Source organism: Bacillus sp. BC05(2025), assembly GCF_056725905.1.
Genome location: NZ_JBWYRA010000001.1, coordinates 890,815 through 912,218 on the forward strand (window position 1 = coordinate 890,815; position 21,404 = coordinate 912,218).

Genomic DNA, 21,404 nt, shown 5'->3' on the forward strand with positions numbered 1-21,404 from the left:
CTTATTTTTATATTTCCACACTTTCTTTCCCTTTTGCAACGTAGCTCATATCTCCAACCGACTCGACTGTGTATGTTCCGTCTTTATATACAATTTTCGTCACACTAGCATTTTCTACCCCAAGTTTTGTTTTGCTACTGTCTAACATTTCGATTAAGGTAGTAATTAAAAGCCCATGAACGACAACTAAAACGTTGCCGCCTCCATTTGCAGCAGATTCTTCACTAATTTTATCAATCTCTTCTTTTATACGAGTAGAAAATAATTTCCAATCTTCTGCCTGTTTCGTAGGGTCTGCTGCTCTAATAAGATTAATCACTTCTTGAATAGAAAACTTCATAAGTTCTTCTGGTGATGCAACGCCCGCAGCTTTTCCAACCACATCCCACATATTTTCAAGTTTTTCACCTTCAAAAATACCAAAATTTAATTCTCGTAAATTTTTTCTTTTCTCAAGTTTTAACTTTGTTTGCTCACTATATTTTAATACTAAATTAGCAGTTTCAATCGCTCGGCCACTATCACTACTATACGCATTCGCAAAATGAATATCTTTTAATCCCGTTCCTAAATTAGAGGCAACTTCCACACCTATTTCTACTAACGGAGAGTCTGCCCACCCTTGCGCACGATGATTCGTATTTAATATTGTTTTACCGTGTCTCGTAACATATAACGTAACTACATTCTCATTGCTATCTGTTTCTCGCTTCTTCATTCAATTCTCTCCCTTTACATTTCTATGTCAATTTTACCACCTTAATTATTCATTGAGCAAAATATACGTAAGTACATTTGTTTAATAAAAAAGCTATCTTTCTGTATATCCCTACAAAAAGATAGCATCTTTTATGATTACATTTTTTTAACTGATACTCCTACTCAGCAAATGCACTCGAATATTGTACAATTCCTTCTACACCTTGCAGAGCGTTCTCACTTAGCTCAATCACCATAAACACTTCATCTGGCACTTCAAATGGTGCTTTTATATTCCACTCACTTGCTTTCTTAAAACCAAATTTCGGATAGTACTCTGGATGTCCTAATACTACAACTGATCCGTATCCAAGTTCTTTCGCTTTTTCTAACGCAGCTACAATAAGCTTCCCGCCGATTCCTTTTTTCTGATGACACCTAGCAACTGAAACCGGTGCAAGTGCTAACGATTCCACAAAAGTTCCACCTTGTTCTATCGTAATTTTAGATAACATAATGTGACCGACTATTTCTTTATCTACTGCAACGATTGATAACTCTGGAATAAATGCATCACATTTTCTAATACGACTCACAAATTCATGTTCTGTTTTATCGCTAAATTCTTCATGTAAAAATGCTTGCTGTACAACTTCTTCTGTTTTTCTATAATCGTTTTTTTGCTCTTTTCTAATCGTTACCATTCTATATTATCCTCTACTCTTTCTTATTTCTTTTTGGATTTTACGAAGCGCTTTTTTCGATCCCCGCTCTATATCATGCTGCATTTTTCTTTCTTTATAATCGACAAATAGTGTATTTAAATCGTATCCCTCTGGGTATAATTCCTTTGCCGCTACATCTAACGTAATACGTTTTATATTTACTTCAACAAATTCACCGTTATAATATGCAACGACGTTATAGAAATTATCTATTTCCTTATAGATAATACCAAAATCATCATAATCCAATAAATTTACACGATCGCCAATTTTGTACTCGTAATGGTTTTCTCTTTTTTCTTGCAGGAATTTCGGTTTTCTAATTTTACTTTCATTCACTTTTTCTAGAGCGTACTCTTTATTTTCCATATACGCCTTCGCTCTTTGCAGTACACGCTCTCTTACGTTCATTTTATTCGCAATCCAAAGTGCATTACTTTCACCTGATTTACCGATTACTAATTTATAAAGCGGTTCTAGTGTCTCACTATTAAATTGCATTGCTGCGTTCATAAAATCATCGTGCATTTCTGAGAAGCGTTTAATTTCACCATAATGCGTACTCGCAACTGTAATACATCCTGCAAGGTAAAACTCCTCTAAAATAGAAATTGCAAGTGCTGCCCCTTCATTTGGTTCGGTCCCACTTCCTATTTCATCAAATAATAGTAACGTATTATTATTTGACATCCTCATAATCTCAGATAAATTTTTCATATGAGATGAAAATGTACTTAATGCATTTTCGATACTTTGATTATCACCAATATCTACAAACACATTTTCGAAAATAGCAATTTCTGTTTCTTTATCTCCGGCAATGTGCAAGCCTGACATTGTCGCTAATGTTAACAATCCAATTGTTTTTAACACGATTGTTTTCCCACCTGCATTTGGTCCTGTAATAATTAAACTACGGTAATTTTGACCGATTTCAAAGTTTAACGGTACTACTTTTCCATTTAAAAGCGGATGCTTACAATTTACTAAATGCATGTAGCCATGATCATTTAATTTCGGCTCTATTCCATCGATTGATTTACTAAACTTCGCTTTCGCAAATACCATATCATATTGACTAATTAACTCCACATTAATCTTTATACTATAAATGTTTTCTAACACCATTCCTGATAAAGTCGCTAAAATTTGATACTCTTCCATCGCTTCTTCTGCTTTCAAACTTGCGAGTTCCCCATTTAACTTTGTAACCGTGTGTGGTTCTATAAATACAGTAGAACCTTTTGCAGACGCTTCAACTATACTTCCCGCAACTTGATTTTTATAAGAAGATTTAATTGGAATCGTATACTTATCATCCTTCTTACTAATAAAGAATTCTTGAATATACTTCTTATTTGCACTACTATTTAAAAACTTCGTTAAACGCTCTTTTATTTTTCCATCTACAGAATCGATGTTATTTCGAATTCGTTTTAACTCTTTACTAGCGGCAGAATCAATGCTATTTCCTTTTATTGAAAAATTAATTTCCTCTTCAATACTTTTAAATTCAGTCATTGAATTTGCATAAGAAGCTAATACTGGCGCAAAAAATTCTTTATCTAACATAAACTTTTTAATCTTCCTACAGCCACGTAAAAAATCTGAAACGCTTACTAACTCTTCAGGATCTAAAATCATTCCTTTTTCTAATTTTTGAATCGTACTTGCGATATTTGAAATACCAAAAAAAGGAACATGCCCTTCTGCATCTAATATAGCTCGTGCTTCCGTCGTTTCATTCAAGCGATTCCTCACTACTTTTATATTCGTACTTGGTTCTAATTTATTTAATAATTCCTTACCCAATCCACTTACACAATAAGATTTCACTATATCCTTTAATTCGTTATATTGTAACTTTTCAAAAGTCATCGTATTCATTTTGTTTCTCCTCACTATGATTGATTTCTATCATAAATGAAGATACCTACTCATTAGATTCCAATGAGTTCTACATGATTCAATTACCATTTTTATACATTAAAAATATACACAAAAAAGCTGCGGGGATACCGCAGCTTTTACATTTACAAGGCATGAGTAATAACATATGAGGAAATAAGCCATAAAAAACAGATGGCAATCCCCTTATTACACGCTTTATAAAGTATTGTAGGTATCTTCATAGGTTTCGAAATAAATCCATGACAAAATTAGGGGTATGGTATACATAAAAATCCCCTGCTCTTATCCGATTTATTTCATTAAATTTTTCCTATTTAGTACCTACCGCACTCACAAAAAGCACCTCTCATTAATTTATATTATAGTCATTGAAATCTAATTTACTGAAATCATCATACTATATGTTTCTTGAGAAGTAAAGGTGTCAGACTATTTCCTTACAGATTGTAAAGCTTTCATATAATCAACATTTTTCTCAAGTGTCTTTTTTGCCTCTTCAGCCGTTACTATATAATCTACCGGAATATGTTGTAATACATCCTTATTATCATTTGGCAACTGAATCGTTATATCATCCACGCTACTCTTACTATTTTCAATTGTTTTATTAAATTCCTGAATATTTCTTGCAACCTCCGCTAATGTTTCCATATGTACACGGTTGTTTACGTCCAACAAGAGATTACTTTTGAAAACTGCCGTAACATAATGCTTCGGATGCTTCTTCACTATTCTTTTCTCTGCATCCTTATCGAAAACAATATCCCCCGTCTGCATTTGTTCAAAAGTAAGTATAGTATTATTTCCTTTTTCTTCATAATATGTATTGTATCTTTCTCGTAAATCATTCGCTCCTTTTTTTATTTTATAGTTATCATTGTTTACCTTTGGAGAGCTTCGTCCATCGAAGGATATTTGAAAGTGTAAATGCGGTTCATCTACTTGCTGTACATAAGCTGTTCGTGTGTCTGGACCTAAAAAATCCTTACCTAGGTCGGGTATTTCAATTCGATCTAGTTTTACAGAAATACCATACTCAGCTTTTGTATAACTTTGTGCTTTTTGTTCCATTTCTTTATCCGATATATCACATGATGTTAATAGGAATAAACTAAACATTATGCTATATTTCATTATTGTTCTTTTCATATTACCTCTCCTTTTGCTACTACTGCCTATACAGAAATGTCCTTATTGATTTTAAATTACGATTTATATAAAGAACTTCTGCTTATAACCACAAGTGTAAAAACACTTTTTATTGTAACTTTACAATTATAGTGTAATTTTACACTATAATTGTTTTATCGTAAAGCAAATATAATATCTATAAAAATTACGTTAAAAACATACTAATATTTAGTTCTATAGCACTCACAGTAAGGAGATATTCTTCGAGTACGAATAAGAGAAGCCACGGGTGACATTATTTATTCCAACGCACCTCTCGTTGTTTTAAAAGTCGACTAGTTCATTTATAAAAATAGAAATGATAACAATATAAAAAAAGAGGAAGACTTATATTTCAGTCTTCCTCTTTTTTTATCACCAGTTCACTGCTGAACATATATGGAAACTGATCCTCCGCTTACATGGAACTGCCCCCATCCGTCCTTATTAATTGTTACAGTGTTTGTTTGATTACCCGTCATATCGTACCATACTTCTCCTGCGTTATTCTTTCCAACTTCCATCCACTTTGATCCTCCTGGCCCATCTGAGATTAATGTTGCTAGACCAGAATCCGCATGTACACCATCACCTTCTCTTGTCCATCCAATTACATCTGGATGGTCTAAATAATCACGCTGCGTACCATATGCAAAGTTTTTTCGTGCCGTCAAAATCGGATCAATTTTATCTTTTAACGCTGGAATTTCATAACTACTATTTCCGTTTGTACCATAGTAATCACCATAGAAAACTGAAGGATAGCCCTCTGCACGAGTTAAAATAAATGCATATGCCAACGGTTTAAACCACGGACTTACTACAGACTCCAATGATTGTCCAGGCTGAGAATCATGATTCTCAACGAGAGTAACTGCAAGTGTAGGGTGATTTTGCATTACTGTTCCATTTAAAATATTTCTCATATCATAATTCCCATTTCCTTTTGAAGCATAATGAAAATTGTAATGCAGTGGTGCATCAAATACAGATTGATTATAATTGACTTTCGCTAAATAATTATTTAAAGTCTGGATATCATTTTGCCAATATTCAGCCACCGTAAACATTTCTTTTCCTGTTTGCTGTCTGACATGATTTACCCAATCGCGTAAATATTCATGATCAATATGTTTAACAGCATCTAAACGAAAGCCATCTAAATTTAATTCATTCGCATACCACGTTCCCCAATTTTTCATCTCATTCGCAACATCTGGATGATCAAAATCAAGATCTGCATACATCAAATAATCATAATTTCCATTCTCGCTAGACACTTCCCAGTCCCACGCTTTACCTATCCCCCTAAATTTATAAATTCGATTTAATTTCCTTCCTTCATCCCAATCCGTTCCGTCAAAATGATACCATTTCCATTTGAAATTAGAATAAGCATCGCCACGCCCTGGAAAGTTAAACCCTGTCCATGCATTAATTTCATAATCACCTGATACCTCAATATTTCGATTGTTACGGTCTACCTCAACAGCTGTTACAGTTTCAGTATAATCTGCTCCACCTTTATGATTCATAACTACATCGCCATATACATCGATGTTTTGCTTATGTAAAGCTTCAATTGCAGATTTCAACTGTGCTTTTGTCCCATATTTCGTCCGCACCGTTCCTTTTTGATTGAATTCTCCTAAATCATATAAATCATACGCTCCATATCCTACGTCATTTTGCGTAGTTCCTTTATATGCAGGCGGTATCCACACAGATGTAATTCCTTTCTGAGCTAAATTTCCAGCATCCGAATGCAAACGATTCCAATGATTCCCATCATTCGGAGCATACCACTCAAAATACTGCATTAACGTTCCATTGTTAACTGTATCTGCATACACTTTACTCCCCCCATATATACTAGGTAAAAACAAAACAACCGAAAAGCCGACTACTATTATTCTTTTCAACATATTTACACCATCCCCCTTCAAGAAAACGTTTGCATAGTTTATCGGAATTATTATAATATTCGTTCTGCAATTAGTAAAGTAGCAATCTCTCACTCTCCCACGTTATTTTTCAGTCTAACCTCACATATTTAGCAAATACTTCAAAGTAGTTTTATTTCACATCTTATTCAAGATTGTTTACAATTTATCTATAAAAGCATGACGGAGGGATTTCTATGACCGACTTTCAAAAACAATTTTTCGCACGAATACATATAGAAGAAAAAGACAACGTTTCATTTGAAGATTTACCTAACATTATGTACGCAATGGCACAAACTGTCCCTTTTGAAAACTTAAATATACTCGAAAACAACTTTACAGAAATATCAAAAGAAAATCTAGAAGAAAAAATTTTAGTAAACAACCGTGGCGGTCTTTGTTATGAACTTAATCCTACTATGTACTACTTCCTTAAAGACGCTGGATTCGATGTTCATCTCGTTTCAGGAACAGTGTACAATGCTGCAAATTCTACATGGGCTGTTGATTCTGGCCATATCGCAACCGTTTTAACATATCATAATGAACTTTATTTAATTGAAGTGGGATTTGGATCATACTTACCTCTTGCACCTATTCCTTTCTCAGGTGAAGTCATTCACTCCGTTACAGGAGATTATCGTATTCGTAAAGAAATAACCGAAAAAGGAAACTATACTTTAGAGATGCGTAAAAATAATGAGTTTTTGGATCAATCTTCTGCTGATGATTGGACGTTAGGCTATGCATTTTATTTAGAAGAAGTCACTGAAGAAAAAGCAAATGCAGCACAAAAAATTATCGTTGAACATGATGGCTCACCATTTAATAAAGTACCTCTTATTGTAAAACTAACTGAAGATGGGCATGCATCATTAACGAAGGATAGTCTGACAATAGCAAAAAACGGTAAAAAAACGAAAGAAAACGTTACAAATGGGCAATATAAAAATCTTTTACATTCAAAATTCGGAATTACATTATAATTTTTCAAGCCTTGCCATTTTAGCAAGGCTTTTCAATTTTCAGCAGGGATTTTTTGCAATTTGTTGTATTTCATAGTTATATAGGAATATAACTACATATTTAGAAAGGAAATGATTATGACTGAACTTAAAGAGCGACTACAAGTAGATGAGAAAGAGAAATGGGATTTAACGGATATTTACGATACCATTGAAGATTGGGAAAGCGATTTTCATAAAATTGAAGTATTAACGAATGAATTACACGAGTTTAATGGAAACATTCACGATGGCAATAGTTTATTAGCCTATTTAACAAAGAGCGAAGAAATATCTAGCATCATATCTTTAATGTTTGCTTATGCACGATTACAATCTGATCTTGATACGCGTGATACTGACGCTCAATCTCTTGTTGATAAAGTGTCACAATTGCACGTGAAAGTAAGTGCGGCTAAATCTTTCTTTTCTCCATTCTTACTTAGCATAGATGAAGACACATTACATTCTTACATAGAAGAAGCAGAAGGCTTACAATATTATAAAGAAGACTTATTTGAATTATATCGTTATAAAAAACACGTATTGAATAAGGACCAAGAAGAGATTTTATCACAAATGGGTGAAGCACTTTCCTCTCCTCAGCATACATACGGCATGTTAAATAATGCAGATATACTATTTGGAGAAATTACAAATGATGATGGAGAAAAAGTAAATTTAACACGCGGGATGTATGCAAAGTTAATAGAAGATGAGAATCGCGAGAAACGTAAAGAAGCCTATAAAGCTTATTACAAGCCATACGTACAATTAAAAAATTCTATCGCTTCTACTTTATCTGCTGCTATTAAAAATAATGTTACTGTTTCAAAGCTAAGAAACTATCCATCAGCTTTAGAAAAATCATTATTTGGCGACATGGTTCCAAAAGAAGTATATGAAAATTTAATTGATACGACGAAAAAAAACATTCAATCACTACATACTTATAATGAACTTCGAAAAGAAAAATTAAATGTAGATGAACTACGCCAGTACGATTTGAGCGTTGATTTAGTAGCGGGTGTAAAACAAGACATTCCATATGACAAAGCGTTTGACATCATGATTGAATCACTAGCTCCATTAGGTGAAGAATATATTGAAACATTAAAAAGCTTTAAAGATAAACGTTATATTGATGTGAGAGAAACGCCAGGAAAACGTTCCGGTGCTTATAACTTTGGTGTGTACGGTGTTCATCCTTTCATTCTTTTAAATCATCACGATGATTTAAATAGCCTTTTCACTCTCACTCATGAATGTGGACACGGTATGCATACGCACTACTCACACGGATACCAACCAAGAATTTCTGCACACTATACTATTTTTGTTGCAGAAGTCGCTTCTACAGTAAATGAAGTATTATTAATTCATCATTTATTAAAAGAAGCAAAAGATGCTAATGTACGTAATCATTTAGTAAACCATTTCATCGATAAATTTAAAGGCACTTTCTTTACACAAATCATGTTCGCTGAGTTTGAAAAAATCACACATGAAATGGCGCAGCAAGGTAAACCATTAAATGCCCAAGTCTTTAGCGAAGTTTATGAAAACTTGTTTAGAGAGTATAATGGCGACTCCCTCGTATTTGACGAAGAAGTAAAATACGGATGGGCTAGAATACCGCATTTCTACCGTCCATTTTACGTATACAAATATGCAACTGGATTCGCTTCCGCAATCCAAATTGCCGATAAATTATTGAGCGGCGATCCAAATGCTCAAAAACATTATATTGAATTCCTTAAAAGTGGAAGTTCAGACTACCCATTAAACTTATTGAAAAAAACTGGTGTCGATTTAACTACTCCTGAACCGATTGAGAGTGCACTAAATCGGTTTAGCTCACTTGTTGAAGAGTTTTCAACTCTATAAAAAAGAAGAGCCTCTCGCTAGAGGCTCTTTCTCTTTTATGCTCCCTTTCCTTCTATTAAATCATTCGCCATTTTCCTAAACTCTTGATTAAATGCATCATTCATACCATTTTGAACGTTAGAGAATAATATGACGAACGTTTTTTTATCCCAGTTAAAATTATTAAAAGTATTCCAACCTGCTAATACGCCGTGGTTATGATAATAATCTGGATACGTATAGAAACTAAATCCATATTTTCTTGCTGGTGATGCAGTAAACATATCTATTACACTTTGTTTCGATAACAGTTTTCCATCCATTATTGCCTCATCTAGTCTTTTCATATCTTCAACAGTCGTATACATTTCACCACACCCATACAACCAGTTCATTTTCAAACGGGGTGTAGCTATTAACTCATTATCTTTTCTCGTATAACCTTCTGCTAAAAAAATATCTTCAGGAAGAGTTGCCCCCATTCCAGACTCATGCATTTCAACAGGAGTAAAAATATTTTCTTTCACATATTCAGCGAGCGGTTTATTTGCTATTTTTTCTACAATATACGCAAGTACCATATAATTATAGTCTGTATATTTCCATCCTGTCCCTGCAGGAAATTGCAATTTTTGCGCGCCAATCCACGTTACTAACTTTAATCGTGACGCCGCATCAACCCTACCTTGTCCCTGATCTGGTAACCCGGACGTATGTGTTAACAAATTTCGTAACGTAATGTTTTTATCTGCTGGAAACGATGGAATATACTTATTTACATTGTCTTCAATATTTAATTTCCCTTTTTCCTTTAGCTGCATAATAGATATTGCAACGACTGTTTTCGTAATAGAACCAATACGATATTTCGTTCTTGGCGTTGTCGCTACTTTATCTTTCACATTTGCATACCCATAACCTTTTCGTAAAATCACATGGTCTTTACTAGCTACAAGAACACTCCCATTAAATCCTTTATCTTTTAAATATTGATCTAGTTTTCCAGCTACAACTTCATAGTGCTTTTTCTCATTGGCATCAACTTCTTGCATATCGTCCTTTTGCTTACTATTTACATTAGAAAATGCCTTTATATCATATTTCTTTCCTTTACTTGCATGTATGAGTGCAACGACACTCCCACAAAAAATAGCAAAAATAAAGAAAACGATTAACCATTTCTTTAACATAATAGGAACCCTCTTTTATCTAGTTTCACTTAACGCACATCCATTCTATTCTATATCTATTAATTTTCAATTTTTTATAATAACTATCTATTATTCATCCAAGTGAACTAGATTCCCTTTTCTCATATTCAGTTTTTGGCTACTCTCTATTGTATTTCTTTCTTGCAAAATTTCCACCTTACAATCGGATGCACCCTACTATAATTTCAATATCTTATGTAACATTTGTTACACACTATAAAAACAGAGTTGTTAAGATGAAAAATACAGATAGAGATAATCGTTTAGATGATATAATGTTTTATTATCCTACAATAAAATATAGTTATAATTTAATATTAAGTAAAACGGATTATAACTTTAAAGGGAAATGATACTGAAAATTTTCAATCAAAATAAATCATGCAAATAACGATACAGAAAAACAACTCATTATGTCTAAAATTACAGGCAATGAACATCATTGACAATAAATCTCATTTATGTTTTGATTATACAACAAATAAAAAAAGAAATGTCGCTCATTCGGCATTTCTTTAGATTTTCTTCATAAAAAATTCACATTGCTAACTTCCCTTTATTTTTTGTTTTTTCTATATAAACTGACTGCTGAGATACATAGTAATACTACTATACACAACCACGCATACGTATACCCTTTTTTATCTACAATATAACCAAATAAAATAGGTGCAACAATAATAGCAATTTGATTGAATGTAAGTGCCAAACTAACTGTTATCCCAACGGAATCTTCACTCGCCAATTCAGCAATTTCGGCGATAAAAAGACTAAACCAACCAATTGAAAAGAAACCTAACAATGCACTTACACCATACAATACACCAGTCGTTACCGTATGTATGTTCATGACTAACAATAGAATTAAACCGATAGAAGCACAGACAGCTATAAATAATGGCGTGCGCCGATTTCCATTATAAAACAAATCACTAATAGATGCTAATATAACACGACCAATCATTCCAGAAAAGAACATCACTGAAAATACTGTTCCGGCTACAATAGATGTGATAGATTGTTCCTTTACTAAAAATTTCATAAAGTGTCCAACTAACACCATTTGCAATGAAATCATACAAATACCCGTTATATATATTGGATACAAATCTTTTTTACATATCACTACTTTTAGCTGCGTCCAAAAAGAAATTTTAATATGTCCTTTCCTTGCATCCACTTGAACATATGGTTCTTTATAAAACATAAAAAATAATAATCCTCCAATTATACAAATGCATGCCATACTATTTATCGCGTAAGTCACATTATATTGTATCGTAAGAAATGGGATTAGCACTCCCGCTAATGCGCCACCAATCGGTATACCAGCTTGCCTTATTCCCATCGCTAATCCACGATTTTCTTTTGAAAACCATTTCAAAATCACTTTACTTCCTCCTGGCTGGGAAACACTATAAAACATTCCTACTAATAAAAGTACAAATAACAGACCATTCAATCCACTTACTATATTAGTTAGTAAAAACGAACCTCCTAATAAAAATGAACTGATAGAAATTAACAATTTTTCATTATATTGATCCAGTAACCGACCGACAAAAAGCATGCAAAATAATGGTCCAACATTTACAACACTTACTAACAATCCACTTTCCATATTCGTAAGCGCATATTCTTCTTTCCAAAATAAAGCGAAAGCTCCAACACCATATGTTATAAGTGTCGCTGTTGTTTGAGTAATCGTCGCAAACAATAACATAACCCACTTATAAGTACTATTCATCCTTTCTTCCATTAACACAATAATCCCCCCATTCTCTTCCATTGTATGAAAGTTCTGATATCATATAAAATAAAGATTCATCATATAATCCATCAAAAAAATTGATACCTTTTCGGAGGAATGATACGTGGACATAAAAGATTTAACTGTATTTTACGAAGTTGCAAAGGAAAGTAATATTTCTCACGCAGCGAAAAATTTGAACTATGTACAATCAGGCGTAACAATGCGTATGAAACAACTAGAAAACGAATTAGGTGTGCCTTTATTTTATCGTAACGGAAAAGGTGTAACATTAACTTCTAACGGTGAGATTTTATTAACATACGCCAAACAAATTATCCACTTAATGGATCAATCTATAAAAGCGGTTCAAAGTAATGGAATGGAACCAAAAGGCACTTTAAAAATTGGATGTACAGAATCTACAACCGCGGTAAGGCTCCCCTCTATATTAACGGCCTACTATGAGAGGTACCCAGAAGTCGAATTGATTTTGGAAACAAATACGACTGAACAACTAATTAAGCTTGTATTAGAGCGAAAACTAGACGGAGCGTTTATAGCAGGATCTACTCAGCATACTGAACTTCATACAAATGTATTTCGTGAAGAAGAATTAGTTCTCATTAGTAAAAAACCTTTATCCTCTCTTAAAGACATAGAAGATATGAATTTACTCGCTTTTAGTCACGGGTGCTATTATAGAAGTTTATTAGAAGACTGGCTTCAAGAAGAAGACATCTCGCCTAAACGAGTTTTGGAATTCGGGACAATCGAAGCTATACTTGCATGTGTAAAATCAAGTATGGGCGTAGCGATTATGATGAAATCAATTTTAAAGGGGCATGAACATAATTTATCATTCAATCCTTTACCTAATAGATTTAAAAAAGTTCCTACTACTTTTATTACTAGAAAAGATATATATCACTCAGCTGCACTACAAAAATTTATGGAGATGATTTGACAATGCGTGAAAAGAAAATACGTGGGGTGAAGCGTAAAACAAACACGATGATACAGCGAATTGAAGAACATACAAAAACGTTCCCTTCTACTTTCTATAACGATGAATATTGGTATATGCCTTTACCAGTTTCACAAGCTTTTATCAATTCATGTAAAACACCTAGAAAAGTAAAACGATTGTGTATACAAACTCTATTAAATCAAGCAAGCCATTTAATAAAAATAAAACCGAGCGATACACATACATATCGAGTTGTTGTTTTGATTTCTATAGAAAGGTTGTGGGATTCTCAAATCATTATATTTAAAAATGAGGGGGACTTTCATAATTTCTTTAAGAGAAATAGTGAATTTCAAAAGTGGATTCCTCTTGCAAACGAATCTGATTTTTGGAAAACCTGGAGAATTTCAATTTGTCCTACTGCCCAAATGTTACACTTTCAAGAAGTCATTTATGATGAAGGTGAATGCTATGAAAAAGAAATTTGGTTTGTTGGAGAATTAACTTAAAAGGGGGACTTTCAAATGAAAAGCTTCCCTTTTTTCACTTAATAAAATCGCTATATAATGAATTTATCATTCTACTATATAGGAGGTTTTCAAATGGTAATCCCTAAATATCCTGATGTCCCTACTCTTACCAAAAAACAAATCCATCAAATTACAGAAATCACTTTTCTAAAAGACATTACACCACAAAAATGTGATGCAATTTTCGTTTTCGGCGGTTCTCATCCTGGCAATTGGCAAGCTCCTCTAGAAGCTTATCGACAAGGTTTAGGAAACAAAATTATCGTTACAGGTGGTACTAGTTTGCATGGCATGAAACATCCGAGCTGGAATTACGGGGATTTGTCAGAAGCAGAAGTAATTGTAAATAAATTAATTGAACATGGCGTACCAAAAGACGTTATTATATTCGAGGCAAACTCCCTCCATTCTATCGCTAATGTAATGGAAGCGAAAAAGATTTTTGATTTCACAAAAATTAATCGGCTACTATTTGTTTGCAAAAGTTTAGGAGCCGGTCGGCAATATAGAGTATTGAAAAAACACCTACCTAATACTGTTACTTGTATCCCATATACATTTGATACAAGTTTCGATGGTGAGTTTATCATTAATAGATATAATTGGATGGAAAATGAGAAAAGTCGCTCTATGATTTTCGGAGAATACTTGAGAAATATTTGCTACGGTAAAAAAGGTGGCATTGAGCCACCTGAAAAAGAAGTTCAAGGCTTAGAAGAATATGTATCCTACTACTATAACCTAGCATAATAGGAAAAGGTATACCAAAACGTCGGTATACCTTTTATCCTATCTCACTTATTTTTCTTTTAGTACACTATGTAATCGATCAGGATAATTTGTAAACATTCCTGTAGCACCCCATTTAATTAACAATCTCATATCTGGTTTCTCATTAATTGTATAAGGGTGAATTAACAGCCCATTATTTCTAGCCATTTTCATATATGACTCATCAATAATTAGTTCCCCGTTATCATTACGTAAGTTTGGTCCAATACCAACTGCATACTTTTTAATTTCTTGAAAATCTTCATTTGTTACACTTTTTGGTTCATGTGTAATGCCAGTCCATTCAACAATCTCATTGTTTTCATTTGGGTAATACCAAAGCAGTTGAACTAGCGGAATATTTTTATTCATACTATGAATCTTTGTTAAACTATCTTTACTAAATGATTGAATCATAACACGGCTAGAAGACATGTTTTGACCTACTAAATTATATTTTTTTAATAAAGCTAATAATTTCTCTTCCATTCCTGGATACACATCTGGTGATTTTGTTTCAATGTAATACTTCATGCTTCTTCCATACTTTTGGAAGATTTCTTCAAGAGTCGGAACTTTTTGCCCAACATACTCTTGCTTAGCCTTTTCTGGATAAGCTTTATTGAACCAAGATCCTGCATCTAAGCTTTTTATTTCACTTAATGTTTTATCTCGTACTTCACCTGTTCCATTTGTAGTGCGGTCAACTGCTGTATCATGCATTGCAATTAATTGGCCATCCTTAGTTAATTGAATATCTAACTCCAAATAATCCGCTTTCATTTTTTTCACTAAATCATAAGAAGCAAAAGTATGCTCAGGTGCATGTCCACTTGCTCCGCGATGTGCAATATTTAAAAACTTATTCGTATTCCATTCATGCTGCCCTTCTGCTTTCGCATGAACAGCTCCCCCAGCAAAGATACTCCCCGTCATAAAGAAAATAACTAACACGCTAATAATTTTTCTCATCCTTCTAACCCTTCCTACGTTGCAAATTTCAACAAGTTAATGAGATTTACACGAAATAGAAGATATACTTTCATCATTTTTATAAGCTTATATAAAAATTCCAATCTTACAAATACAATTCCCCTATGTTATTACTATACTATTTATTTTCCATATCCCTCCTATTCACATGTAACTCCTTATTGATTACAGTTCATCAATAAAAAAAGCCATAAATTATTTAGAGGACACTGCTGTATCCCTAAATAAATTTATGGCTTATCTCAAATATCTCCGGCCTCGATTAACTTGTCGAAATTAATCATACCAAACCTATTAATATTTGTGAATATTATTTTTTCAGTAAAGTGAAGCTTATAAGACAATGCTTCCATAGTTACTTAAAAATCACATAATAAATTACTCATTACCTCCTCCAGTATTACATCTGGATTTACCACTGCTTTTTCCGAACGCCATCCAATAAAGCCGTCTGGTCTAATTAATACAATTCCTTCATTTTCTATCCTATATAATTCAAGAAAAACATTTTCTTGAGCAATAAAATCTCCGCTTAACCCTACTCGATACACATTAATATTTATCCCTAATTTAGATGAAACATCATATACAGCTTCAGCCCAAGAACTATTGTCTACTCCAGTAAGTAATACAAAATTGTTACCAAATAAGTCTAATATAGAAACTTCTTTCCCTTTATACATCCCCCAAAAGTGCGGTGCTCGTGTTCCAGGTCTTCCATTCAAATCTACGATATCCATTCTATGTGGAGTGGCTGATTCATCTAGTATTGCTTCTGAACAATACTGATACCCAACAGTTACAGCTAAACCATCCATATTATTCAAACTGCCTTCCTCCCTATTCGCAGCACGAAACAACAAACTACTCGCATAATCCGTCGTTATTTTTGCAACAGGATACCTCTCTTTATGATATGTTTCTAACAATTTTGGATTTGCCTTCCCTTTTATAACAGCCGCTAATTTCCAAGCTAGATTGTGCGCATCTTGTATTCCTGTATTTGAACCAAACCCTCCAGTTGGCGGCATAATATGTGCAGAATCGCCAACTAAAAAAACGCGATTATCTTGAAACTTTGTAGCAGTACTTTCAGTCGCTTCCCACGGTAAAACACTTACTATTTCTGACTCAACATTTGTACTTCCTATTGCGGTTTGAAGAATTTGTTTACAACGTTCTATAGTAAAATCCTCTGGTCGCTCTCCTTTTAATGGATCGTAGGATACATGATAAATCCATCTTCTTGCGTTATCGACTGGAATGAGTGCACCGAGAACTTCCGGATGAAGTACCATAGAAAAACCAAATGCATCTCCTTGTATAAACTCGCTTAAATCCGCTTCAAAATAAATATTCATATAATAGCCACCGATTGTACCTCGTCCCTCCGTACTTATCCCTAGCTGCTCACGTATTTTACTTTTCGCTCCATCCGCTGCAATTACATAATCACAATGAATAATACTTTCTTCTTCCGTTTCGCGATTCCGAATCGTTGCGATTACTCCTTGCTCATTTTGTTTATAAGAAACTAATTCATGATAAAAAGATAATTCTCCGCCTAATGTTCTCGCTTCTTGTAACATGATCTCTTCTAAAATAATTTGATAACAAGCCGTTTGTTTTGATGGACTAATCTCTTCTATTTTTCGAAGTAACTTCTCATCGTTTCCATACTGAGTCGCCCGCATTTGTGCCAATTCTTCCTTATTCGCCTCAGCTATCGTATGAACTGCTATTCTTCCGCGACAATTTTCTAACGCTTTACCCGCTGATCTAATTCTTTGTTCTAAACCCAATTCTCGAAATAACTCCATCGTACGAAAAGTGATTCCACCTGCTTTTGGATGAATTGCAGTGGACCGGTGCCTTTCAACCAATAAATAATCAACGTTATGTTTTGCAAGGAATAGCGCAGATGCTAACCCTGATAATCCTCCTCCAATAATTAAAACTGGTACGTAATTCGATTTCATATATTTATCCTCCCATCATTGTTCTGAGCTCAGTGATATAAATATAATCAAAAAAACAACAAAGATATAGACTTATATTTCATTTTAAATTATCATATAGATAGATTACGCCCCAAATTACTTTTACTTTTTCATACATCTATAATCTGTTTGAATTATGCATGTATGAAAGAGTAAAACGAAACAACTCACTTTAGTAGACACTAACATAATAAAAACATGATAAGCAGTCGTAACCCTATAAGTTATACAGGGCACGACTGCTTTTTTTTAAATCCTTATCCTTTCTCATCTGTAAACAACGTATCATTAAAGCCTTTTCTATCCCCCTACCATTTTCAACTCATAAAATTTCATTCGTCTCGATTTTCTTTCCCAATATTGCAGCTCATTCAACAATCATGTAGCATTACCTTATCGAAGTAATGGTCCATCATCTTAAACCTTTCGACTAATCAGCAGGAGGTAAAGTGATTGAAATGAATAAACAAGAACAATTAAGTGTTATAAAAAAAGATTTTATTGATTCTCAAAAAGTATTATTGGCAATTGGTGACGAAACACGTCAAGCTATTTTGTTAGTTCTCATGGAAACAGAATGTCAAACTGGATTACGTGTAGGAGAAATTACGAAACAAACACATCTTTCTCGACCAGCAGTATCACATCACCTTAGAATCTTACGAGAAGCCGAGATTATTTTAATGCGAAAAGAAGGTACAAAAAATTTTTATTATATTGATATACGTACAAAATTAGGTGTATTAAAAAATCTTGTATTAGATATTGAGAAACTATTGCACAACTTTTATCCCACTTTAACGGGCAGTAAGACCCCCCCATCAAAATTCAGTGAAAGCAAAGAATTTTGATGGGGGATCAACTGCCCATAAAAGTCCGATTGGTGAGGGCTGATAATCAGTAGGGGATGAAGAAAACCCCCACTGATTAAAGTTTCACTTTATTGAAATTTGGAGGTACAAGAAATGAAAGCGATGATAATTGATAAATACGGGAAAGTTCCAATGCGTATGGCAGAGGTACCTACTCCTGAAATAAATGAACATGAAGTGCTCGCAGAAATTCATGCAGCTAGTATTAACCCAATTGACTTTAAAATACGTGATGGAAAAGTAAAGATGTTACTTAAATATGAAATGCCCCTAATCCTTGGTAATGACTTTTCCGGTGTCATCGTGAAGGTTGGGTCGCAAGTAACTCGTTTTAAAGTCGGCGATGAAATATATGCACGTCCAAGAAAAAATAAGATCGGTACTTTCGCGGAATATATAGCCATTCATGAGGATGATATAGCTTTAAAACCAAAAAATTTAAGTTTTGAGGAAGCGGCGTCGATTCCACTCGTTGGCTTAACATCCTATCAAGCACTACATGACATCATGCACTTACAAAAAGGGCAAAAGATATTAATTCACGCTGGATCTGGTGGTGTTGGTACCTTCGCTATTCAGTTAGCAAAAATAATGGGTGCTACCGTTGCAACGACCGCTAGTGAAGCTGGTGCAAATTTAGTAAAGTCTCTTGGTGCAGATAAAATTATTAATTACAAAACAGAAAAATTTGAAGAAATACTAAAAGATTATGATGCAGTATTTGATACAATCGGCGGTACAACACTTGAAAAATCATTCGATATTATAAAAAGCGGAGGCAACATTGTTTCCGTTTCAGGAATGCCAAATGCTCGTTTCGGTAAAGAATTTGGTTCCGGATTTTTTAAAACATTCTTATTTTCATTAGCAAGCAAAAAAATTACTGCACTTGAAAAAAAGCATAATGCTCAATATTCATTTTTATTTATGAAGCCAAGCGGGGATCAATTACGTACTATCGCAAATTATATTGAAGTCGGAAAAATCAAACCGGTAATCGATCGAGTTTTCCCTTTTGAAGATGCGCAAAAAGCAATGGAATATTCAGAGGCTGGCAGAGCAAAAGGAAAAATAATTGTAAAAATAAAATAATAACAAAGACCCCATTTTCTTAAAATGGGGTCTTTATATTTACTGTTAAATAGACATAGCGCAGTGAAGTCCTTACAATAGATTGCAAGGGGAAATATCATATTATACTTTTAGCTAATTTTACAAAGAATACATACGTACAAATACATAATAAAAAAATAAACAAGGAGGAGATAAAATGACTAAAAATAATGAAGCTGGTTGGAATTTAGATCATAGTTATACGACTTTACCACAATCATTTTATACAGAAATCCCCCCTACTCCCGTAAGTTCACCGGAGCTAGTTAAACTAAATCATTCATTAGCAATATCTCTTGGCTTTAATCCTGAAGAATTGAAAAAAGAAGTTGAAATTGCTGTTTTTGCTGGTAATGCACTCCCAGAAGGAGCTCGTCCATTAGCACAAGCGTATGCCGGTCATCAATTCGGACATTTTAATATGTTAGGCGACGGTCGTGCGCTTTTAATAGGTGAACAAATTACTCCTTCAGGTAAACGCTTTGACATTCAATTAAAAGGTTCTGGCCCTACTCCATATTCACGACGCGGTGATGGTCGCGCTGCACTCGGTCCGATGCTACGTGAGTATATTATTAGTGAAGCAATGTATGCACTTGATATTCCAACTACGCGCAGTTTAGCAGTTGTCACAACAGGCGAACCAACATATCGGGAAACAAAGTTACCTGGAGCAATTTTAACTAGAGTCGCTAGCAGTCATATACGTGTCGGCACATTTCAATATGCTGCAGCTCGCGGTTCTATCGATGACCTTAAATCTCTAGCTGACTATACGATAGAAAGACATTATCCAGAAATTGAAGCTCATGAAAACCGATATACTGCATTACTACAAGAAGTCATAAAAAAACAAGCAAGTCTCATCGCTAAATGGCAACTTATTGGATTTATCCATGGTGTAATGAATACTGACAATATAACGATTAGTGGAGAAACAATTGATTACGGCCCTTGTGCATTTATGGACAATTACGACCAAGGAACTGTATTTAGCTCTATTGATACACAAGGTCGCTACGCATATGGAAATCAACCATATATGGGCGCATGGGACCTCGCACGTTTAGCAGAATCTTTAATACCAATTCTACATGAAGATGAGGAAGAAGCATTAAAGATTGCTCAAGACGAAATTTCAAAATTTAGCGTACAGTATGAAAAACAGTGGTTCATTGGAATGAAAAAGAAATTAGGACTATTTAGCAACGAGGAACAGGATCAATCACTTATTGAGCAACTTTTAAAAATGATGGAGAAACATAAAGCAGATTACACAAATACATTCCGTTCATTAACTCTTAATACGATTGAAAATACAGCTCTATTTGAAAGTCCTGAATTTAAAGAATGGTACAAACTGTGGCAATCTCGATTAGAAAGACAAGAAGAATCGAAAGACAATGCCTACGAGATGATGAAAAATAATAACCCATCGATCATCCCAAGAAACCATCGCGTAGAAGAAGCACTAGAAGCAGCTGTGGAAAATAGTGACTATAGCGTAATGGAAAAACTTCTTGAAGCTCTATCAAATCCTTATGCGTATGCTACAGATCAAGAAGAATACTGCGTTCCACCTGCACCGACGAATCGTCCTTATCGTACTTTTTGTGGGACTTGATTGTTTAATATAAAAAAGTGTGTTCATACAAATTGTGTGAACACACCTTTTTTATATTCTCCCCTCTCAACTAGAACTTTAAAATGCACTTCCCCCGATTCCTTTTCTTTACTCCAAAACAAAAAACCAACTATTCCAATAGACTTACTCATGAACTTGTTAAACAAATATTGAGAAATAAAAATTACATTTCTAAATATTGTTATTTTTGATAATATATTTTATAAGAATATTCAAAAAGCGAGGGGA

Annotated in this window: 17 protein-coding genes and 2 pseudogenes; 10 read left to right on the forward strand and 9 right to left on the reverse strand. The window is 33.9% G+C overall.

Annotated features, from left to right (window positions below):
- Positions 1 to 7: 7 nt before the first annotated feature.
- The 4 genes from ACZ76X_RS04720 to ACZ76X_RS04735 form a co-directional block, all read right to left on the reverse strand.
- The gene (locus tag ACZ76X_RS04720; protein WP_479849717.1) at positions 8 to 718 is read right to left on the reverse strand and encodes a histidine phosphatase family protein; all 711 of its coding nucleotides are present in this window, start codon (positions 716 to 718) and stop codon (positions 8 to 10) included.
- A 160-nt stretch (positions 719 to 878) separates the two neighbouring features.
- Entirely contained in the window at positions 879 to 1,403 is a 525-nt protein-coding gene (locus ACZ76X_RS04725) for a GNAT family N-acetyltransferase (protein ID WP_479849718.1), read from the reverse strand.
- A gap of 6 nt (positions 1,404 to 1,409) precedes the next feature.
- Entirely contained in the window at positions 1,410 to 3,311 is a 1,902-nt protein-coding gene (locus ACZ76X_RS04730) for an endonuclease MutS2 (RefSeq protein WP_479849719.1), read from the reverse strand.
- 453 nt (positions 3,312 to 3,764) lie between these two features.
- A complete protein-coding gene (locus ACZ76X_RS04735; RefSeq protein WP_479849720.1) occupies positions 3,765 to 4,484 on the reverse strand; it encodes a hypothetical protein in 720 nt (239 codons plus the stop codon).
- A gap of 234 nt (positions 4,485 to 4,718) precedes the next feature.
- On the opposite strand from ACZ76X_RS04735, the pseudogene ACZ76X_RS04740 reads away from it, so the two are divergent.
- Positions 4,719 to 4,805, forward strand: a pseudogene (locus tag ACZ76X_RS04740) (exosporium leader peptide); the annotation flags it as partial.
- 83 nt (positions 4,806 to 4,888) lie between these two features.
- Here ACZ76X_RS04740 and amyS read toward each other — a convergent pair.
- Positions 4,889 to 6,430 carry an alpha-amylase gene (amyS, locus tag ACZ76X_RS04745; protein WP_479849721.1) on the reverse strand — a complete coding sequence of 514 codons (1,542 nt, stop codon included), beginning with the start codon at positions 6,428 to 6,430 and terminating at the stop codon, positions 4,889 to 4,891.
- Positions 6,431 to 6,645: 215 nt separating this feature from the next.
- Between amyS and ACZ76X_RS04750 the strand changes: the two genes are divergently transcribed.
- Complete coding sequence (locus ACZ76X_RS04750) at positions 6,646 to 7,437, forward strand: arylamine N-acetyltransferase family protein (protein WP_479849722.1); 792 nt, start codon at positions 6,646 to 6,648, stop codon at positions 7,435 to 7,437.
- A 117-nt stretch (positions 7,438 to 7,554) separates the two neighbouring features.
- Entirely contained in the window at positions 7,555 to 9,342 is a 1,788-nt protein-coding gene (pepF, locus tag ACZ76X_RS04755) for an oligoendopeptidase F (protein WP_479849723.1), read from the forward strand.
- Between the two features lie 35 nt (positions 9,343 to 9,377).
- Here pepF and ACZ76X_RS04760 read toward each other — a convergent pair whose 3' ends face one another.
- Positions 9,378 to 10,511 carry a serine hydrolase domain-containing protein gene (locus ACZ76X_RS04760; RefSeq protein WP_479849724.1) on the reverse strand — a complete coding sequence of 378 codons (1,134 nt, stop codon included), beginning with the start codon at positions 10,509 to 10,511 and terminating at the stop codon, positions 9,378 to 9,380.
- 257 nt (positions 10,512 to 10,768) lie between these two features.
- Here ACZ76X_RS04760 and ACZ76X_RS04765 point away from each other — a divergent pair.
- Positions 10,769 to 10,978 (forward strand): annotated as a pseudogene (locus ACZ76X_RS04765) (hypothetical protein).
- Positions 10,979 to 11,088: 110 nt separating this feature from the next.
- Here ACZ76X_RS04765 and ACZ76X_RS04770 read toward each other — a convergent pair.
- Entirely contained in the window at positions 11,089 to 12,321 is a 1,233-nt protein-coding gene (locus ACZ76X_RS04770) for an MFS transporter (protein WP_479849725.1), read from the reverse strand.
- Positions 12,322 to 12,406: 85 nt separating this feature from the next.
- Between ACZ76X_RS04770 and ACZ76X_RS04775 the strand changes: the two genes are divergently transcribed.
- The 3 genes from ACZ76X_RS04775 to ACZ76X_RS04785 all read left to right on the forward strand — a co-directional run bounded on the left by ACZ76X_RS04775 (position 12,407) and on the right by ACZ76X_RS04785 (position 14,532).
- Positions 12,407 to 13,249 (forward strand): LysR family transcriptional regulator, encoded by an 843-nt coding sequence (locus ACZ76X_RS04775; RefSeq protein ID WP_479849726.1) that lies wholly within the window; start codon positions 12,407 to 12,409, stop codon positions 13,247 to 13,249.
- 2 nt (positions 13,250 to 13,251) lie between these two features.
- Positions 13,252 to 13,761, forward strand: a complete 510-nt coding sequence (locus ACZ76X_RS04780; protein ID WP_479849727.1) for a DUF3916 domain-containing protein — start codon at positions 13,252 to 13,254, stop codon at positions 13,759 to 13,761.
- A 93-nt stretch (positions 13,762 to 13,854) separates the two neighbouring features.
- A complete protein-coding gene (locus ACZ76X_RS04785) occupies positions 13,855 to 14,532 on the forward strand; it encodes a YdcF family protein (protein WP_479849728.1) in 678 nt (225 codons plus the stop codon).
- Between the two features lie 48 nt (positions 14,533 to 14,580).
- Here the strand turns inward: ACZ76X_RS04785 and ACZ76X_RS04790 are convergent, their stop codons facing one another.
- Together ACZ76X_RS04790 and ACZ76X_RS04795 are read right to left on the reverse strand one after the other, a co-directional pair.
- On the reverse strand, positions 14,581 to 15,525 hold the full coding sequence (locus ACZ76X_RS04790; RefSeq protein ID WP_479849729.1) for a glycerophosphodiester phosphodiesterase: 945 nt from the start codon (positions 15,523 to 15,525) through the stop codon (positions 14,581 to 14,583).
- A gap of 380 nt (positions 15,526 to 15,905) precedes the next feature.
- Positions 15,906 to 17,525, reverse strand: a complete 1,620-nt coding sequence (locus ACZ76X_RS04795) for an FAD-dependent oxidoreductase (RefSeq protein ID WP_479849730.1) — start codon at positions 17,523 to 17,525, stop codon at positions 15,906 to 15,908.
- 470 nt (positions 17,526 to 17,995) lie between these two features.
- Here ACZ76X_RS04795 and ACZ76X_RS04800 point away from each other — a divergent pair, with 470 nt between their 5' ends.
- The 3 genes from ACZ76X_RS04800 to ACZ76X_RS04810 all read left to right on the forward strand — a co-directional run bounded on the left by ACZ76X_RS04800 (position 17,996) and on the right by ACZ76X_RS04810 (position 21,155).
- Positions 17,996 to 18,397, forward strand: coding sequence for an ArsR/SmtB family transcription factor (locus ACZ76X_RS04800; RefSeq protein WP_479849731.1), 402 nt, complete (start codon positions 17,996 to 17,998; stop codon positions 18,395 to 18,397).
- A 114-nt stretch (positions 18,398 to 18,511) separates the two neighbouring features.
- A complete protein-coding gene (locus ACZ76X_RS04805; protein WP_479849732.1) occupies positions 18,512 to 19,510 on the forward strand; it encodes an NADP-dependent oxidoreductase in 999 nt (332 codons plus the stop codon).
- A 178-nt stretch (positions 19,511 to 19,688) separates the two neighbouring features.
- Positions 19,689 to 21,155, forward strand: coding sequence for a protein adenylyltransferase SelO (locus ACZ76X_RS04810; RefSeq protein ID WP_479849733.1), 1,467 nt, complete (start codon positions 19,689 to 19,691; stop codon positions 21,153 to 21,155).
- The last annotated feature ends 249 nt before the right edge of the window (positions 21,156 to 21,404 follow it).

Bases quoted from the DNA above. Each gene is read 5' to 3' on its own strand.
- ACZ76X_RS04720 (WP_479849717.1), bottom strand. From the start codon at position 718: ATGAAGAAGCGAGAAACAGATAGCAATGAGAATGTAGTTACGTTATAT.
- ACZ76X_RS04725 (WP_479849718.1), bottom strand. From the start codon at position 1,403: ATGGTAACGATTAGAAAAGAGCAAAAAAACGATTATAGAAAAACAGAA.
- ACZ76X_RS04730 (WP_479849719.1), bottom strand. From the start codon at position 3,311: ATGAATACGATGACTTTTGAAAAGTTACAATATAACGAATTAAAGGAT.
- ACZ76X_RS04735 (WP_479849720.1), bottom strand. From the start codon at position 4,484: ATGAAAAGAACAATAATGAAATATAGCATAATGTTTAGTTTATTCCTA.
- amyS (WP_479849721.1), bottom strand. From the start codon at position 6,430: ATGTTGAAAAGAATAATAGTAGTCGGCTTTTCGGTTGTTTTGTTTTTA.
- ACZ76X_RS04750 (WP_479849722.1), top strand. From the start codon at position 6,646: ATGACCGACTTTCAAAAACAATTTTTCGCACGAATACATATAGAAGAA.
- pepF (WP_479849723.1), top strand. From the start codon at position 7,555: ATGACTGAACTTAAAGAGCGACTACAAGTAGATGAGAAAGAGAAATGG.
- ACZ76X_RS04760 (WP_479849724.1), bottom strand. From the start codon at position 10,511: ATGTTAAAGAAATGGTTAATCGTTTTCTTTATTTTTGCTATTTTTTGT.
- ACZ76X_RS04770 (WP_479849725.1), bottom strand. From the start codon at position 12,321: ATGGAAGAGAATGGGGGGATTATTGTGTTAATGGAAGAAAGGATGAAT.
- ACZ76X_RS04780 (WP_479849727.1), top strand. From the start codon at position 13,252: ATGCGTGAAAAGAAAATACGTGGGGTGAAGCGTAAAACAAACACGATG.
- ACZ76X_RS04785 (WP_479849728.1), top strand. From the start codon at position 13,855: ATGGTAATCCCTAAATATCCTGATGTCCCTACTCTTACCAAAAAACAA.
- ACZ76X_RS04790 (WP_479849729.1), bottom strand. From the start codon at position 15,525: ATGAGAAAAATTATTAGCGTGTTAGTTATTTTCTTTATGACGGGGAGT.
- ACZ76X_RS04795 (WP_479849730.1), bottom strand. From the start codon at position 17,525: ATGAAATCGAATTACGTACCAGTTTTAATTATTGGAGGAGGATTATCA.
- ACZ76X_RS04805 (WP_479849732.1), top strand. From the start codon at position 18,512: ATGAAAGCGATGATAATTGATAAATACGGGAAAGTTCCAATGCGTATG.
- ACZ76X_RS04810 (WP_479849733.1), top strand. From the start codon at position 19,689: ATGACTAAAAATAATGAAGCTGGTTGGAATTTAGATCATAGTTATACG.